Source organism: Gallintestinimicrobium propionicum (assembly GCF_025567525.1).
Taxonomy (GTDB): Bacteria; Bacillota; Clostridia; order Lachnospirales; family Lachnospiraceae; genus Gallintestinimicrobium; species Gallintestinimicrobium propionicum.
In genome coordinates this window covers 223,927-240,336 of sequence record NZ_JAOQJY010000001.1, presented here as the reverse complement: position 1 = coordinate 240,336, position 16,410 = coordinate 223,927, and the positions used below count along the sequence as shown (strand labels likewise).

Here is a 16,410-nt window from a genome sequence, read left to right as displayed (position 1 = left end):
TCCCTTATGATGTACGAAAACATTGACTTTAACAGCATCGATCTGACCCAGGAGCCCCCTGTATCGGAACCGGAGCGTCAGTATTATTTTATCGCCAAATGCAGACAGTATGTAAAGGAGCAGGAGGAGCTTGCAGGACATCCCCTGACCGCCGACGTCGTGACCTTTGGCTGCCAGATGAATGCCCGCGACTCCGAAAAGCTTTCCGGCATTCTGGAACAGGTCGGCTACACCTTAAGCGACAGTGAGGAGGCAGACTTTGTCATCTACAATACCTGCACCGTGCGCGATAATGCCAACCAGCGCGTATACGGCAGGCTTGGCTTCTGCAACAGTATGAAGCGCAAAAATCCCCACAAAAAGATCGCGTTGTGCGGCTGTATGATGCAGGAGCAGAACGTGATTGATAAACTGCAGAAAAGCTATCGGTTCATTGACCTGATATTCGGCACGCACAATATTTTCAAATTTGCAGAGCTGTTATGCCGCATGTTTGAGAGCAGCGGCATGGTCATCGACATCTGGAAGGATTCCGATCAGATCGTGGAAGACCTCCCGGTAGAGCGCAAATATCCGTTTAAATCCGGCATCAATATCATGTTCGGCTGCAACAATTTCTGCACCTACTGTATTGTTCCGTATGTCCGCGGACGAGAAAAGAGCAGACGCCCGAAGGAAATTTTGCAGGAGATCGAAAGACTCGCAGACGACGGCGTTGTGGAAATTATGCTGCTTGGTCAGAATGTCAACTCCTACGGTAAAAACCTGGAAGATGAAATTTCCTTCGCACAGCTTTTGCAGGAAGTAGAAAAAATCGATAAAATCAAGCGCATCCGGTTCATGACATCCCATCCGAAGGATCTTTCCGACGAGCTGATCGAGGTCATGAAAAACTCGGATAAGATCTGCAGACATCTGCACCTTCCGCTGCAGTCCGGCTCTACGAAGATTTTAAAGGCAATGAACCGCCGTTATACGAAAGAACAGTATCTGGAGCTTGCAGCCAAAATCCGCCGCGAAATCCCAGATATTTCGCTGACGACGGATATCATGGTCGGCTTCCCGGGAGAAACAGCAGAGGACGTGGACGATACCATCGACGTGATCCGGAAGGTCGGTTTTGACAACGCGTTTACCTTTATCTATTCTGTCCGGACCGGAACCCCCGCAGCGGCGATGGAGCAGGTTCCGGAAGAAGAGGTTCACGCGGGCTTTGACCGTGTGCTGGAGGCAGTTCAGGAAACTGCACGCAAACAGGTCGCACGCCTGCAGGGCCAGACCCTTACTGCCCTTGTGGAAGAAGTAAACGAACAGGATGCTTCTCTCGTCACCGGAAGGCTGTCCAATAACACGATTGTACATTTTCCCGGAAGTGCTGACCTGATCGGGCAGATCGTACCGGTGAAGCTGGAAGAGTGCCACGGCTTTTATTACACGGGGCACAGGGTGGAAGAAACAAAATGAAACAGACAAAAAGCTTTGAAATCGATATGTGCAACGGAACGCTGATGGACAAGCTGATTTCCTTCTCCATTCCGTTAATGCTTTCCGGTATTTTACAGCTGATGTTCAATGCGGTCGACATTATTGTAGTCGGCCGCTTTGCCGGAAGCGAATCATTGGCGGCTGTCGGTTCTACAACCGCCCTCATCAATGTATTTACCAACCTTTTTATCGGCATTTCCTTAGGCTCCAATGTCCTCGCTGCCCGCTATTATGCAGCCGGGAAGGAGCGGGAAATGTCGGAAACGGTACATAGCTCCCTGACGCTCGCTTTGATCAGCGGAATTTTGATGGCATTTGCCGGACTATTCTTTTCCAGGACAGCCCTCGAATGGATGGGGACGCCGGACGACGTCATCGATCTGGCAGCCCTCTATATGAAAATTTATTTTATCGGCATGCCTTTTTTCATGCTTTATAATTATGGTGCGGCTATTTTAAGGGCAGTGGGGGATACAAAACGTCCGCTGTTATTTTTAGTTGTGTCCGGACTGGTCAATGCAGGCTTAAATATGATTTTTGTCATCTGCTTCCATATGGCGGTAGAAGGCGTTGCGATTGCAACTGTCATTTCTCAGCTGCTTTCCTGTATTATGGTTTTGACCTGCCTGTATCGGACGCAGGGCTGTTATCAATTCCGCTTTTCGAAGCTGGGTCTCAAGAGCATCTATGTCCTCCAGATTTTCCAGGTCGGAATCCCGGCAGGAATTCAGAGCACCGTCATCAACTTTTCCAACGTCCTGCTGCAGTCCTCGGTCAATTCCTTTGGCTCGATTGCAATGGCAGGATACACCGCGGCGAACAATATCTTCGGATTTTTATACACTTCAGTCAACTCTGTGACGCAGGCGTGCATGAGCTTTACCAGCCAGAATTACGGCGCGGGAAAAACGAAGCGGATGGACCGCGTTTTAATCGACTGTCTGATTTTATCCTGTGCGTTTTCCCTGACCATGGGCTGCTGTGCATGGTTTTTCGGACCACAGCTTCTGCAGATCTATACGGAGAGTTCTGCGGTTATTTCGTGCGGCGTTGAGATTCTGAGCTTTACGACCGTGACGTACTTTTTATGCGGAATTATGGATCTGATTCCGGGCGCGCTGCGCGGGATGGGACGTTCTGCCGTGCCCATGATTTTATCGATTATAGGAACTGTCGGAACGCGAATTGTCTGGATTTTCTGGATTTTCCCGTATCACCGTTCTCTGGATATCTTGTTCCTATCCTATCCGGTGTCCTGGATTCTGACGATTCTCATGCAGGTCATCTGCTTTTTTATCGTTCGGAAGAGCGTCCATGCGGACATGAAAACGCTGTGAAAGGATTCGGCAACATTATAATGTTACCTGTTCGAAAGAACTGACAGAAGTTTTGAAATTCTGACTTGAAAAAGGAGAATACATACCGATGGCGGAATTAACACCGATGATGCAGCAATATCTGGAAACGAAAAAACAGTATCCGGACTGCATTCTTTTTTACCGTCTGGGCGATTTTTATGAAATGTTCTTTGACGATGCACTGACCGCGTCGAAAGAGCTGGAAATTACGCTGACCGGAAAAAACTGCGGTCTGGAAGAACGTGCCCCCATGTGCGGAGTTCCCTATCATGCAGTGGAGAGCTATCTGGACAGACTGGTTTCCAAAGGCTATAAAGTAGCGATCTGTGAACAGATGGAAGACCCGAAACTCGCAAAAGGACTGGTAAAGCGGGATGTCGTGCGCATCGTCACCCCCGGCACCAACTTAGACGTCCAGGCGCTGGAGGAATCCAAAAACAATTATCTGATGTGCGTTGCCTATTTTACCGGAAAAACAGGACTGTCCATCGCGGATGTCACAACCGGGGACTATTATGTGACCGAGGTGGAGGACGCCAAAAAGCTGCTGGATGAAATCAACAAATATCACCCGTCGGAAATCATCTGCAACGACGCGTTTTTGATGAGCGGTGTGGATATCGAAGATCTGAGAAACCGTCTACATATCACGGTTTATTCCCTCGATCCGCACTATTTTGATGAAGATTTGTGCCGCAAATGCCTGCAGAAGCATTTCCATGTCTCTTCGCTGATCGGTCTTGGCCTCGAGGAATTTGCGAACGGCCTGATCGCGGCGGGCGGTCTGATGCAGTATCTGTATGACACACAGAAAACCAGTCTGGCGCATTTTACCCATATCGATCCGTATCTGACGAACAAATACATGCTGCTGGATTCCTCCACACGCCGGAATCTGGAGCTGACGGAAACGCTGCGCGAAAAGCAAAAGCGCGGTTCCCTGTTATGGGTTCTGGACAAGACGAAAACCGCCATGGGTGCTCGCATGATGCGCAGCTGGATCGAGCAGCCACTGATTGCGAAGAAGGAGATGAACCTGCGCCTGGACGCGGTCGACGAGCTGCTGAAAAATCCAATGTCCCGCGAAGAAATCCGCGAATATTTAAACGCGGTTTACGATCTGGAACGCCTGCTGGGTAAAGTCAGCTACAAAACAGCGAACCCGAGGGATCTGATCGCATTCCGTAATTCCATGCAGATGCTGCCGCCGATCAAAAGCGTGCTGGAGGATTTTCATTCCGAGGAACTGGTAAAAATCGAAAACGATATCGACGCATTGCAGGATTTGTGCACGCTGATCGAAGAGGCAATTGTCGAAGAGCCTCCGATTTCCATCCGTGAGGGCGGCATGATCAAAGAGGGCTTCGACGAGACGATCGACCAGCTGCGCGCTGCCAAAACAGAGGGCAAAACCTGGCTGGCAGAGCTGGAAGAGCAGGAACGGGAACGCACCGGGATCAAAAACCTCAAAATCAAATATAACAAGGTATTCGGCTATTATCTGGAAGTCACTAATTCCTATAAGGATATGGTGCCGGACGATTATGTGCGTAAGCAGACGCTGACAAACGCGGAGCGTTATTCCATGCCACGGTTAAAAGAACTTGAGGATATGATTTTGAATGCCGAAGACAAGCTGACGGGACTGGAATATGATAAATTCTGCAGCGTGCGGGAGCAGATTGCCGCGCAGATCGAACGTATCCAGCGCACGGCAAAGGCAATTGCCCGCCTGGATGTCTTTGCCTCCCTTGCACTTGTTGCGGAGCGAAATCACTATGTCCGCCCGGTCCTGAATGAAAAGGGCGTAATCGATATCCGAGACGGCCGGCACCCCGTTGTTGAACAGATGACCGACCACGATATGTTCATTTCCAATGACACCTATCTGGATAACCAGAAGCATTGCATTGCGATTATCACAGGCCCCAATATGGCTGGTAAATCCACCTATATGCGTCAGACCGCACTGATCGTGCTGCTCGCCCAGATCGGCAGCTTTGTGCCGGCAAAAACGGCAAATATCGGCATTGTCGACCGGATTTTCACCCGCGTGGGCGCATCCGATGATCTGGCAAGCGGTCAGTCTACCTTTATGGTCGAGATGAACGAAGTCGCAAATATTCTGCGCAACGCAACGTCCAAAAGCCTTCTTGTGTTGGATGAAATCGGCAGAGGCACGTCGACATTTGACGGTCTTTCCATCGCCTGGGCGGTGATCGAGCACATCAGTAACCGAAAGCTTTTGGGGGCAAAGACGCTGTTTGCAACGCATTATCACGAGCTGACCGAGCTGGAAGGCAAGATCGGCAACGTCAACAATTACTGTATCGCGGTCAAGGAAAAGGGCGACGATATCGTTTTTTTGCGTAAAATCATCAAGGGAGGCGCAGATAAGAGCTACGGCATTCAGGTGGCTCGGCTTGCAGGTGTCCCGGATATGGTTATCGACCGCGCAAAGGAAATCGTCAAGCAGCTTTCCGACAACGACATTACAGAAAAAGTACAGAGCATTTCCGTGGATACAGACACGACGGCAAAGAAACAAAAGCATTACGATGAAGTGGATCTGGAACAGTTTTCCCTCTTCGATACGGTCAAGGATGAGGACGTTCTCGAGGAATTAAAAAACGTCGACATCCAGACGCTGACGCCGCTCGATGCGCTCAACACGCTTTATCGGCTGCAGAACAAGCTTAAAAACCGCTGGGGAAACGGATAAGGGGGAATTTTACATATGGCTGAAATTATGGTTCTGGACAATAAAACCATTGACCAGATTGCAGCGGGAGAAGTGGTGGAACGCCCCTCCAGTGTGGTCAAGGAGCTGGTGGAAAATGCCTGTGATGCGGGTGCAACCGCTGTCACGGTCGAAATCAAGGATGGCGGAACTTCGTTTATCCGGGTTACGGATAATGGCTCTGGAATTGAAAAGGCGCAGATCCGGAAAGCCTTTTTACGCCATGCGACGAGCAAAATCCGCGGCGTAGAGGATTTGAGCCGGATTCATAGCCTGGGGTTTCGAGGGGAGGCGCTTTCCAGCATCTGCGCCGTTTCGATGGTCGAGCTGATCACGCGCACGAAGGATTCCTTAGTTGGCGTTCGCTATTGCATCGAAGGCGAGCGGGAAGCGGATTTTTCGGAAATCGGTGCGCCGGAGGGCACGACGATCCTTGTCCGCGATTTGTTCTATAACACACCCGCCCGTAAGAAGTTTTTAAAAACGCCGGCGACGGAGGGCGGCTACATTGCAGATCTGATGGAGCACATGGCGCTTTCCAGACCGGATATTTCTTTTACGTTCCAGATCAACCGCCAGACTCGTTTTTCCACCTCCGGCAGCGGAGATTTAAAGGAGGTCATCTATCGGATTTACGGCCGCGAAATCGCAAAGGAAATTTTTCCGTTTGAGGCTTTCGGCAACGGATTTTCTGTAAAAGGGTTCCTTGGCAGTCCGCAGCTGGTACGCCCGAATCGCAATTTCGAATTTTTCTTTGTCAACAACCGCTATATCAAAAGCCAGGTGCTCTCAAAAGGATTGGAGAGCGGCTATCAGGCCTATCTGATGCAGCATAAATTTCCGATGGCATACCTCCATCTGCAGATCGATACCGAACAGGTAGATGTCAACGTCCATCCATCCAAAATGGAAGTGCGCTTTTCGGATAACCGCAGGGTGTTCGATTTTCTGGAAGAGCAGGTGCAGAAAGCACTGCACGACCGGGAGATGATCCCGCAGGTTGTGCTGGATGACGACAAAAGGACGGGAAAAAGCGATGCACAGGCATCTAAGCAAACTGCCGTCAGTCTCACACAAAAGCTCCTTTCCTCCGGCATTCCGACTGGACATCGCCAGCAGGAGCGTAAGGATGTCCAGGCAGCAGCACCGATGCCGGATTCGGCAAAGCAGAGATCGACCGATATGGTCAATTTATACAAAGGCCGACCCGTCAGGTCAACGGCCATAAGCGGCCAAAGTGCAGAAAACAGCATAAATAAGCCAACTGTCCGAGCCTTGACTAATAAAGTCAATATGCTCGATACAGCCGTGGAAGGTTTGTCCACACAAAAGACAGAGGAAGAATCTGCTGCCAGCGATTCGTTTTCCAAAGCTACGGCAGATCCCGTTTCTTCTACCGGTGCAGGGATTGGCACATCAGAAAATGTCGGTGTTTCCTCACAGAGGCCCCAGCACCATTCGGCGATTCTCCCGCCGCAGCCGTTTGAGAAAAAACGCTTCGAACAGGCTGTCCGTGAGAATCGAATCGCATATGAGACACAGGCGCCTGACATTGCAAAATCAGAGCAGTTGAATTTATTTGATGAAAAAATCCTTAGCCGCAAGGCGGTGGACGAATACCAGCTTATCGGTCAGATCTTTGACACGTACTGGATCGCCGTGTATCATGATAAAATGATTTTGATCGACCAGCACGCGGCGCATGAAAAGGTAAAATACGAAATGCTCATGAAACGATTTCACGACAAACAGCCCGTCAGTCAGAACCTGATGCCGCCTTTGATCGTAACACTCACGGGCGCTGAAGCAGCGCTTCTGGAACAGTATCAGGAGTATTTCGAACAGCTCGGCTTTGAAATCGATTCCTTCGGCGGCAGCTCCTATGCGATGCGCGCAGTTCCCTGCGATCTGTACGGACACTGCGAGGCAGAATTTTTACAGGATATTCTGGATGAGCTGGGAACCGGCCAGGCTCCGAATGCACCGACCGCGATTGCAGAACGTATCGCTACGATGGCCTGTAAATCTGCGGTCAAGGGCAATAATCGTTTAAGCCTTGCCGAAATGCAGGAACTGTTGGAGCAGCTTCTGACCCTCGATAATCCATATCATTGCCCGCACGGCCGCCCGACAATGATTGTGATGACAAAGCAGGAGCTGGAACGCAAATTCAAGCGAATCGTGTAATGGGAATTCGATCCCCGAAGATAGAACTGGGAGATATAGCTTTCAATTTGGAGAGATAAAATTTTATGGAAAAGATACAACCTTCTGCCTGCAGCGTAGCGAATAATGAAAAAGGTTCTCCCGACACCGGACTCAACATTCAAAACTGCCCCAGCGCAGGCAGTGCGCCCTCAAAGCCGCCCCTCGTCATCCTGACAGGTCCGACCGCTGTCGGAAAAACGGCCCTGTCTGTTGCCCTTGCAAAGGCAGTGAACGGTGAAATTATTTCCGCCGACTCCATGCAGGTGTACCGGCGCATGGATGTTGGCTCTGCCAAAGTGCGCACCGAGGAAATGCAAGGGATCCGCCATCATTTAATCGACGTGCTCGACCCGGATGAGGATTTCAATGTCGTGCTGTTTCAAAAGCTGGCAAAAGAAGCGATTTCAGATATTTTAAGCCGTCATAAAATGCCGATTCTTGTCGGCGGGACAGGCTTTTACATCCAGTCCGTTTTATATGATATCGACTTTACCGAGCACGCAGAGGATACATCGCTGCGAAACCGGCTGGAAGAATATGCCAGAACAAACGGCGCACACGCGCTGCATGAGCTGCTTGTTCTGGCTGACCCGAAAGCCGCGGAAGAAATCCACGAAAACAACGTAAAGCGCATCATCCGGGCGCTCGAATACCACGAACAGACCGGCGGGAAGATTTCTGCGCATAATGAAGCGCAGCATCAGCGGGACGCCGCCTATCGGTTTTATTATTTTGTCCTGACGGATGACCGCGCAAAACTCTATGAACGGATTGACCGCCGCGTCGACCAGATGTTAAAAGACGGACTGGTGGAAGAAGTCAAAGGGCTGCAGCAGGAAGGCTGTCACAGAGGGATGGTGTCGATGCAGGGACTTGGTTATAAGGAAATCCTGGCTTACCTGGAGGGCGAATATGACCTCGAACGCGCAGTTTATCTGATTAAGCGCGATACCCGGCACTTTGCAAAGCGCCAGCTGACCTGGTTTCGCCGGGAAAAATGTGTGACATGGGTTGACAGGCAGGACTTTCCAGATGAAAATAGTATTTTACAGTTTTTGATTACAAAAGCAGAGGAGTTAAAACAATGATGCAGGATATGTATACCGCGATGGGAATTTCCCCCGAAGTATATGAATACGGGGAACAGACCCTTGCTTCTTTAAAAGACCGATTTGACGAGATCGACAAAACAGCAGAATACAATCAATTGAAGGTATTAAAGGCAATGCAGGACTGTCGTGTCAGTGAAGCCTGCTTGCTTGGCACAACCGGCTACGGCTATAACGATATCGGCAGAGACACGCTGGAAGCAGTTTATGCGTCCCTGTTCCATACCGAGGCAGCCCTGGTGCGTCCTCAGATCACCTGTGGAACACACGCGCTCGCGCTCGCGCTGATGAGCAATTTAAGACCGGGAGACGAACTGTTATCCCCTGTTGGAAAGCCTTATGACACCCTCGAAGAGGTTATCGGCATCCGAAAATCCCGTGGTTCCCTGAAAGAATATGGCATCAGCTACCGTCAGGTCGATTTAAAAGAGGACGGTTCATTTGACTGGGAGGGCATTAGAAACGCCATCCATCCGAATACTAAACTCGCAACGATCCAGCGATCCAAGGGCTATCAGACCAGACCGACTCTGAGCGTAGAGCAGATCGGCGAGCTGATTGCTTTTCTCAAAAGCATCAAGCCGGACATCATCTGCATGGTGGATAACTGCTACGGCGAATTCACCCAGACGATCGAACCCACAGACGTCGGTGCAGATATGTGCGTCGGCTCTCTGATCAAAAATCCCGGCGGCGGACTTGCACCGATCGGCGGCTATATCGTCGGCAAAAAGGACTGCGTGGAAAATGCTGCCTTTCGTTTAACCTCTCCCGGACTCGGAAGAGAAGTCGGCGCATCGCTGCAGGTGCTCCCTTCCTTTTATCAGGGACTGTTCCTGGCGCCGACCGTCACCGCAGGTGCATTAAAGGGTGCGATTTTTGCGGCAAACCTCTATGAAAAGCTCGGCTTTAAGGTCGTTCCCTCCGGGGACGCCCCCCGCTACGATATCATTCAGGCGATCGAATTCGGCACGCCGGAAGGACTGATTTCCTTCTGTGAAGGTATTCAGTACGCTGCCCCGGTAGACAGCTTCGTTACCCCGGAGCCGTGGGATATGCCCGGCTATGACAGTCAGGTCATCATGGCGGCTGGGGCATTTGTATCCGGCGCTTCCATCGAGCTGTCCGCAGACGGTCCGATCAAGCCTCCCTACGCCGTATATTTTCAGGGCGGACTGACCTGGCAGCACGCAAAATTCGGCATCCTGAAATCCCTGCAGCAGTGCGTCAAAAAGGGCGTCGTTTCTGCCATTTTGTGTCAGAAATAATCGCCAGCTGTCGGACGGTGCGAAAAAAAGTGCCTTTTCTTTCTATACAGAAAAAAAGAATTATGTTAATATGATAAAAGCTCAGGGAGACAAAAGAGCATGCTGTCCTGCATTTTCATGGAGAGGAAAATGGAGGACAAACCAAATGAAAGTATCCAAAAAAGAAACACAGCTGACAGCTTCTGACCGTCTCCCGTATGAAAAATTTCTGCAAAAAGGGGCAGAATCCTTATCAGACGCCGAACTTCTGGCGATTATGCTGCGTACAGGGCCTGATCCCGGACCGGACGCCCCGCAGGCGTTTCGGGATTGTCCGGCGCTCGCGCTGGCAGAGCAGGTGCTTTCCCTGCCGCTCGGTTCCCGAAGCGGACTTTTGGGACTTTCCAGCTTATCTTGCAACCAGCTGCAGCAGATCAGGGGAATCGGCGAAGTAAAAGCCGTGCGGATCTGCTGCATTTTTGAACTGGCAAGAAGGATCGCCCTCGGGCAGCGCAAAAAGCTTCCCGCCTTTCCGGACCCGGGAACGGCGGCAGACTATTGCAGACCGATGTTTGAAGAGGACGGCGGTATGCTCGAACGCACGATTCTGCTGTTGTTAGATGGCAAAGGCTGCCTGATCAGGGAAAAGCTTCTCTCGATCGGGACCATCGATGCGGCGCTCGTATCTCCGCGCGAAATTTTTCTGCAGGCGCTGCGCGTCGGGGCTGTCAGCTTCCTCTTACTGCACAACCATCCCAGCGGGGACGTTACTCCGAGCCCCGAGGACAAAGAACTTACAAAGCGCCTTGCCATGCTTGGCGGGATGATGCAGCTTTGCCTGACCGACCATATCATTGTCGGCGATTCGGATTTTTTCAGTTTCCGGCAGGCAGGGCTGATCTAAGGAAGGAGAATAACATGGTGCCAAATTGCGCATACGGAATCGATCTCGGAACGAGCAATATCAAAATCTACAGTCTTTCCGACGATTCAGTCATGATGGAAAAGAATATGATCGCCATCGAAAATAAAAAGAACATATTTGCCTACGGTAATTCCGCTTATGAAATGTATGAAAAAGCCCCGGCAAATATTCAAATCAGCCATCCGCTTTCCAACGGTGTCATCGCGGATATCAACAACATGGAACGGCTGATTCATCTGTTTATTTCCGATATGTCCAAAGGAAATATCCGTCCGGCAGATTTCTATATTGCAGTCCCGACCGATATCACGGAAGTGGAGAAGCGCGCGTTTTATGATCTGATCAAGGATGCGAACGTCAAGGCACGCAAGATCATGGTCGTGGAAAAGGCAATTGCGGACGGCCTCGGCATGGACATCGACGTAAAAAATTCCCAGGGTGTCCTGGTTGTGGATATCGGCTACGATACGACGGAGGTTTCCATTCTTTCCCTCGGTGGCATCGTGCTGAGCAGACTGATCAAAACCGGCGGCTTGAAATTCGACGAAGCGGTTCGCCAGACCGTACGCCGTGAATTTAACCTTCTGATCGGTCAGAAAACAGCCGCAACGATCCGTCAGTCCATCGGCGATCTCGAAAAAGAGGGCAAGGGCGCTGTCGTATACGGCCGCGATATCGTAGTCGGACTTCCGGTAGAACGTGAAATCCCGACGGATTTAATCAACAGCTGCCTGGAAGAGCACTTCAACACCATCATCGACAGCGTAAAAGTGATTCTGGAGAGAACCCCTCCGGAACTCGGTGCCGATATTTTCAAACACGGTGTCTATTTAACCGGCGGTGCCAGCCAGACCAGCCATTTCGCAGAGCTTCTGCAGAAATCCACCGGCTTAAAGGTCAATCAGGCGCAGCGCCCGCTTGAAAGCGTCGTACTCGGCATGGGCCGCATCCTGAAAGAGGACAATTACAAATCTGTAGCATATGCTATTGAAGGGATGGGTAAATGAGTCCTGTAGTCAAAAAGAAACGAAAAAAAATCACGATTACAAGCCAACAGCTTTTGCTTGTGCTGACTGCAGTCTGCGCTTTTCTGCTGATTTTTACCTTTAATACCAACGTATTCGAAGGTGTTTTAAAGCAGGCGGCAGGCTACGTCGTTGTTCCGTTCCAGAACGGGATCGCAACGATAGGCGGATACTTATCCGACCGTTCCGACGAACTGGCGCAGTTAAAGGATGTTCTTGCCCTAAACAAAGATCTGCAGGAGCAGATTGACCAGCTGACGATCGAAAACAACCAGCTGCAGCAGGATCGTTACGAATTAAATAACCTGCGCAGCTTATATGAACTCGACCAGGCATATTCCGATTATGACAAGATCGGTGCGAGGGTCATCTCCAGCGAAACTGATAACTGGTTTTCTTCGTTTACGATCAACAAGGGGGAAGAAGAGGGCGTACAGGTCGATTATAACGTCATGGCAGGCAGCGGTCTGGTCGGACGCGTTGTTTCTGTTGGTCCGCACTACGCAAAGGTTATTTCCATCATTTCCGATACGAGCAGCGTCAGCGCAACCGTCCTTGCAACCTCAAACAACTTAATCGTATCCGGCAGCCTGCAGTCCATACAGTCGGACGGAACGATCCTGTTTTCCCAGCTTTCCGATCCAGACAACAACGTATCAGTCGGAGATAAGGTCGTTACGAGCAATATCAGTGATAAATATCTGCCCGGAATTCTGATCGGCTATATCGATTCGATCAGCACTTCCTCCAATAACCTGACCAAATCCGGAACGGTGACACCAGCTGTCGATTTTTCCCATCTGGACGAGGTTTTAGTTGTGATGGAACAAAAACAGCAGACCGGTGACTGACAAAGGAGGCTTCTTTCTATGAAAAAATTTCTGACAGTTGCCGCCCTGATCTGGGTCTTTTTCCTTTTGCAGACCTCTGTCTGCCCCTGGATTGCGTTTGGCTCGATCAAACCGAATCTTTTAGTCATTTTGGTCGCATCCATCGGATTTATGGAGGGATCCAAAGCCGGCATGTGGACAGGCTTTGCCTGTGGGCTTTTGGCAGATCTGTTTGCGGCAAACGGCGTCAGCCTCATTTCCCAGAACGGTGCTACCGGAGACCTGCTCGGTTTTTACGCGCTGCTGTTTTTGTATGTCGGATATTTATGCGGACAGGCGAACCGGCTTTTTTATCCCGAAGATATCAAGCTTCCGCTGATGATGATTACCGCTGCAGACCTCTGCGTCAATTTCGTCTGCTATCTGATTATGTTTCTGATGCGGGCGCGCCTTGACATCGGTTACTATCTGTTACATATCATTTTACCGGAAGCAGTTTACACCATCGTTGTTGCATTTATTTTTTATCCGCTGCTTTTGCTGCTGCACAAATGGCTCTGGTGTGCGGATCGAGGGAGTACAGAATAATTGTTGAAAAAAATTCAGAGATTTCTGATCAATTTTATCAGTTCCAGAACGTTTTTTTTGTACGTCATGTTTGTTGTGATGGCAGTCCTTTTGTTCCAGCGTATTTTCACGCTGCAGATCGTACAGGGCGAGGACAAGCAGCAGGAATTTGAACTAAAAATCAAAAAAGAGCGTTCGATTGCAAGCACGCGAGGCAATATTTACGACGTAAACGGCATTGCGCTCGCCTACAATGAGCTTTCCAGCTCTGTCACGATCGAGGATGTCTATGAATCCAGCAAAAAAAATGCCACAATTAATGGTATCCTCAAAAAAGTCCTTCATATTCTGGACGAAAACGGCGACAGCATCAGCTGCGATTTCAATATTTATATCGATGGCGACGGCGAATTTGCCTACAGCGTGACTGGCTCGAGAAGGCTGCGTTTTATCGCTGACGTCTACGGTATCACCCAGATTTCCGATCTGGAAGAGCGCCAGAAAAATGCAACCGCGCAGGATATTATCGAATATCTCGCCGGCTCCAAACGTTACGCGATCGGCGGACTGACTGATCCGAACGATAAAAACAGCTTTACAGTCGGAGAGGGATATACCCAAAAAGAACTGCTCAACATCATCGCGATCCGGTATACGATGGGAACCACCGGATATCAGAAATATATCCCGGTTACAATCGCGACCGACGTTTCAGAAGAAACCGTTGCCGCAATTGCAGAAAATCAGGACGAGCTGGAGGGCATTTCTGTTGCGGAAGACACAATCCGCAAATATAAGGACGGACCGTATTATTCCCAGATCCTCGGCTACACCGGCAAAATCTCGACGGACGAGCTGACCGCATTAAACAGTAAAGAAGGCATGGACGGCGTCAAGAGCGCGCCGGATGTCAAAGAATACGAGCTGACGGATATCGTCGGCAAGGCTGGCATCGAAAAGGTCATGGAAGAATATCTGCAGGGAACAAAGGGCTATGAGACGGTCTTTGTTGACCGGATGGGTCGGGAGGTAGAAGTGCTCGACCATGTGGACGCGACTGCCGGAAACGACGTTTACCTGACGATCGACAGCAAGCTCCAGGCGGACGCCTATAATATCCTGGAAAAATTCGTTGCCGGTATTCTGGTGGATAAAATCATCAACGTTAAAAACTATGACTCCACCGATGTTTCCAGCGCGAACCTAAAGATTCCGATCGATAATGTATACAGCGCGTTGTTTAAAAATAACGTGATCGAGCTTTCCAAAATGGAAGCTGCCGTCGAAGGAGAAACCCAGTACAGCGTCTATCAGACGATTTTATCCCGGCGCGATGAGGTCCTTACCTGGCTCTCCGAGGAGCTTTTGTCCGGAACAATCGCTTATCAGAGCCTTCCAGCAGAATATAAGGCATATGAAAGCTATATCATCAACAACCTGCTGCCGGAGAACAATATTTTATCCGGCGTAGATAAAACCGATCAGACCTACATCGACTGGACGACCAATGAGACGATCAGCATCCGGGAATATCTGGAATACGCGATCTCCAAAAACTGGATCGACGTGACCCAGCTTCCCCTGGATGGAAAATATTCCGATTCCTCGGAGGTCTATCAGCAGCTGGTTTCCTACATTTTAGAAGAGCTGGACAGCCAGACTTTTTTAAAGAAATTGATTCCGTACATGATCGAGCAGAACCGGATTACCGGAACCCAGGTCTGCATCCTCCTGATCGAACAGGATGTCATCAACCCGACAGAAAACCAAATCGCCGAATTAAAATCCGGCAGTGTTTCTGCCTTTAATTTTATGGTAAATCTGATTCGCAACCTCGAGATTACCCCGGCGCAGCTTGCTCTCGACCCGTATTCGGCATCCTGCGTTTTAACAGACGTCAACACCGGAGAGGTGCGTGCGCTCGTCAGCTACCCCAGCTATGATAACAACCGGCTGGCAAACGGCATCGACGCAGAATATTATTCGCGGATTTCCAGCGGCGAGGATCTTTCCCGCCCGATGTGGAATTATGCGACCCAGATGCGTACGGCGCCCGGCTCCACCTTTAAGATGGTATCGTCTACCGCGGCTTTGATGGAGCATGTGATCGATTTGACGACAAGAATCGAGTGCCCGGGAATTTTTACCCGTTTCTCCGATTATCAGCCCCGATGCTGGAAGAGAAGCGGTCACGGCAGCTTAAATGTATCCGAAGCGATCACAAACTCCTGTAACGTCTTTTTTTACGAGGTCGGCTATCAGCTCGGCTTAAACGGCGATAAATACGATCAGGATCTCGGTAATGAAAAGCTCGCCAAATATGCGTCTATGTACGGACTGAACGAAAAATCCGGCATTGAAATTGAAGAATCCGAACCGCAGATTTCCGACGCACTGTCTGTTGTATCCGCAATCGGACAGGGTACCAACAACTTCACCACCGTCGGTCTTGCCCGTTATGTGACGACCGTTGCAAACAGCGGTACCTGCTATGACCTGACGCTTTTAGATAAGGTGACGGATACCTCTGGCAACCTGCTTGTCAATTATTCGGCAAACGTCCGCAATACGATCGATATGCCACAGTCCTACTGGAATGCAATCCATCAGGGCATGCGCGGCGTTGTCCAGAACAAGAAATACTATCAGGATTTCGGCGTTGAGGTTGCCGGCAAGACCGGTACCGCCGAAGAAGATAAGTCCCGTCCAAACCACGGTCTGTTCGTCGGCTACGCGCCTTACGACAATCCGGAGGTCTCTATGGCGATCCGTATCGCAAACGGTTATTCCTCCGACTACGCCTGCCAGCTTTCCAAGCAGCTGATGACCGTGTATTTCGACCTGGACGAAAACGGAGCCCTGACTGACAGCCAGACTGCACTTTCCCTGGAAACTGTCGTTGGGGGAGGAGACTGA

At 50.2% G+C, this 16,410-nt stretch carries 11 protein-coding genes; all 11 read left to right on the top strand.

The window, feature by feature from the left end:
• Positions 1-9 precede the first annotated feature (9 nt).
• The 11 genes from miaB (at position 10) to OCV62_RS01085 (ending at position 16,410) form a co-directional block, all read left to right on the top strand.
• Positions 10-1,464, top strand: coding sequence for a tRNA (N6-isopentenyl adenosine(37)-C2)-methylthiotransferase MiaB (gene miaB / locus OCV62_RS01135; RefSeq protein WP_262584872.1), 1,455 nt, complete (start codon positions 10-12; stop codon positions 1,462-1,464).
• The gene (locus OCV62_RS01130) at positions 1,461-2,822 is read left to right on the top strand and encodes an MATE family efflux transporter (RefSeq protein ID WP_262584736.1); all 1,362 of its coding nucleotides are present in this window, start codon (positions 1,461-1,463) and stop codon (positions 2,820-2,822) included. The genes miaB and OCV62_RS01130 overlap by 4 nt, the downstream gene beginning before the upstream one ends.
• 88 nt (positions 2,823-2,910) lie before the next feature.
• A complete protein-coding gene (gene mutS / locus OCV62_RS01125) occupies positions 2,911-5,565 on the top strand; it encodes a DNA mismatch repair protein MutS (RefSeq protein WP_118495551.1) in 2,655 nt (884 codons plus the stop codon).
• A gap of 15 nt (positions 5,566-5,580) precedes the next feature.
• Positions 5,581-7,770, top strand: coding sequence for a DNA mismatch repair endonuclease MutL (mutL, locus tag OCV62_RS01120; RefSeq protein ID WP_262584735.1), 2,190 nt, complete (start codon positions 5,581-5,583; stop codon positions 7,768-7,770).
• A gap of 65 nt (positions 7,771-7,835) precedes the next feature.
• Positions 7,836-8,879: a tRNA (adenosine(37)-N6)-dimethylallyltransferase MiaA gene (gene miaA / locus OCV62_RS01115; protein WP_262584734.1), complete on the top strand. Its 1,044-nt coding sequence runs from the start codon at positions 7,836-7,838 to the stop codon at positions 8,877-8,879.
• Positions 8,876-10,168 (top strand): methionine gamma-lyase family protein, encoded by a 1,293-nt coding sequence (locus OCV62_RS01110; RefSeq protein WP_262584733.1) that lies wholly within the window; start codon positions 8,876-8,878, stop codon positions 10,166-10,168. The genes miaA and OCV62_RS01110 overlap by 4 nt, the downstream gene beginning before the upstream one ends.
• A 145-nt stretch (positions 10,169-10,313) precedes the next feature.
• Positions 10,314-11,051, top strand: a complete 738-nt coding sequence (gene radC / locus OCV62_RS01105; RefSeq protein WP_262584732.1) for a RadC family protein — start codon at positions 10,314-10,316, stop codon at positions 11,049-11,051.
• Positions 11,052-11,065: 14 nt separating this feature from the next.
• Complete coding sequence (gene mreB, locus OCV62_RS01100; RefSeq protein WP_262584731.1) at positions 11,066-12,079, top strand: rod shape-determining protein; 1,014 nt, start codon at positions 11,066-11,068, stop codon at positions 12,077-12,079.
• Entirely contained in the window at positions 12,076-12,948 is an 873-nt protein-coding gene (gene mreC, locus OCV62_RS01095) for a rod shape-determining protein MreC (protein ID WP_262584730.1), read from the top strand. Before mreB ends, mreC begins: the two co-directional genes overlap by 4 nt.
• Positions 12,949-12,966: 18 nt before the next feature.
• Positions 12,967-13,515 (top strand): rod shape-determining protein MreD, encoded by a 549-nt coding sequence (locus tag OCV62_RS01090; RefSeq protein WP_021916448.1) that lies wholly within the window; start codon positions 12,967-12,969, stop codon positions 13,513-13,515.
• Complete coding sequence (locus OCV62_RS01085) at positions 13,516-16,410, top strand: penicillin-binding transpeptidase domain-containing protein (protein WP_262584729.1); 2,895 nt, start codon at positions 13,516-13,518, stop codon at positions 16,408-16,410.

What these genes read in the sequence shown, in the direction of transcription:
- mreC (WP_262584730.1), top strand. Translation starts at nt 12,076, where the DNA reads ATGAGTCCTGTAGTCAAAAAGAAACGAAAAAAAATCACGATTACAAGC.
- OCV62_RS01090 (WP_021916448.1), top strand. Translation starts at nt 12,967, where the DNA reads ATGAAAAAATTTCTGACAGTTGCCGCCCTGATCTGGGTCTTTTTCCTT.
- miaB (WP_262584872.1), top strand. Translation starts at nt 10, where the DNA reads ATGTACGAAAACATTGACTTTAACAGCATCGATCTGACCCAGGAGCCC.
- mutS (WP_118495551.1), top strand. Translation starts at nt 2,911, where the DNA reads ATGGCGGAATTAACACCGATGATGCAGCAATATCTGGAAACGAAAAAA.
- mutL (WP_262584735.1), top strand. Translation starts at nt 5,581, where the DNA reads ATGGCTGAAATTATGGTTCTGGACAATAAAACCATTGACCAGATTGCA.
- miaA (WP_262584734.1), top strand. Translation starts at nt 7,836, where the DNA reads ATGGAAAAGATACAACCTTCTGCCTGCAGCGTAGCGAATAATGAAAAA.
- OCV62_RS01130 (WP_262584736.1), top strand. Translation starts at nt 1,461, where the DNA reads ATGAAACAGACAAAAAGCTTTGAAATCGATATGTGCAACGGAACGCTG.
- mreB (WP_262584731.1), top strand. Translation starts at nt 11,066, where the DNA reads ATGGTGCCAAATTGCGCATACGGAATCGATCTCGGAACGAGCAATATC.
- radC (WP_262584732.1), top strand. Translation starts at nt 10,314, where the DNA reads ATGAAAGTATCCAAAAAAGAAACACAGCTGACAGCTTCTGACCGTCTC.
- OCV62_RS01110 (WP_262584733.1), top strand. Translation starts at nt 8,876, where the DNA reads ATGATGCAGGATATGTATACCGCGATGGGAATTTCCCCCGAAGTATAT.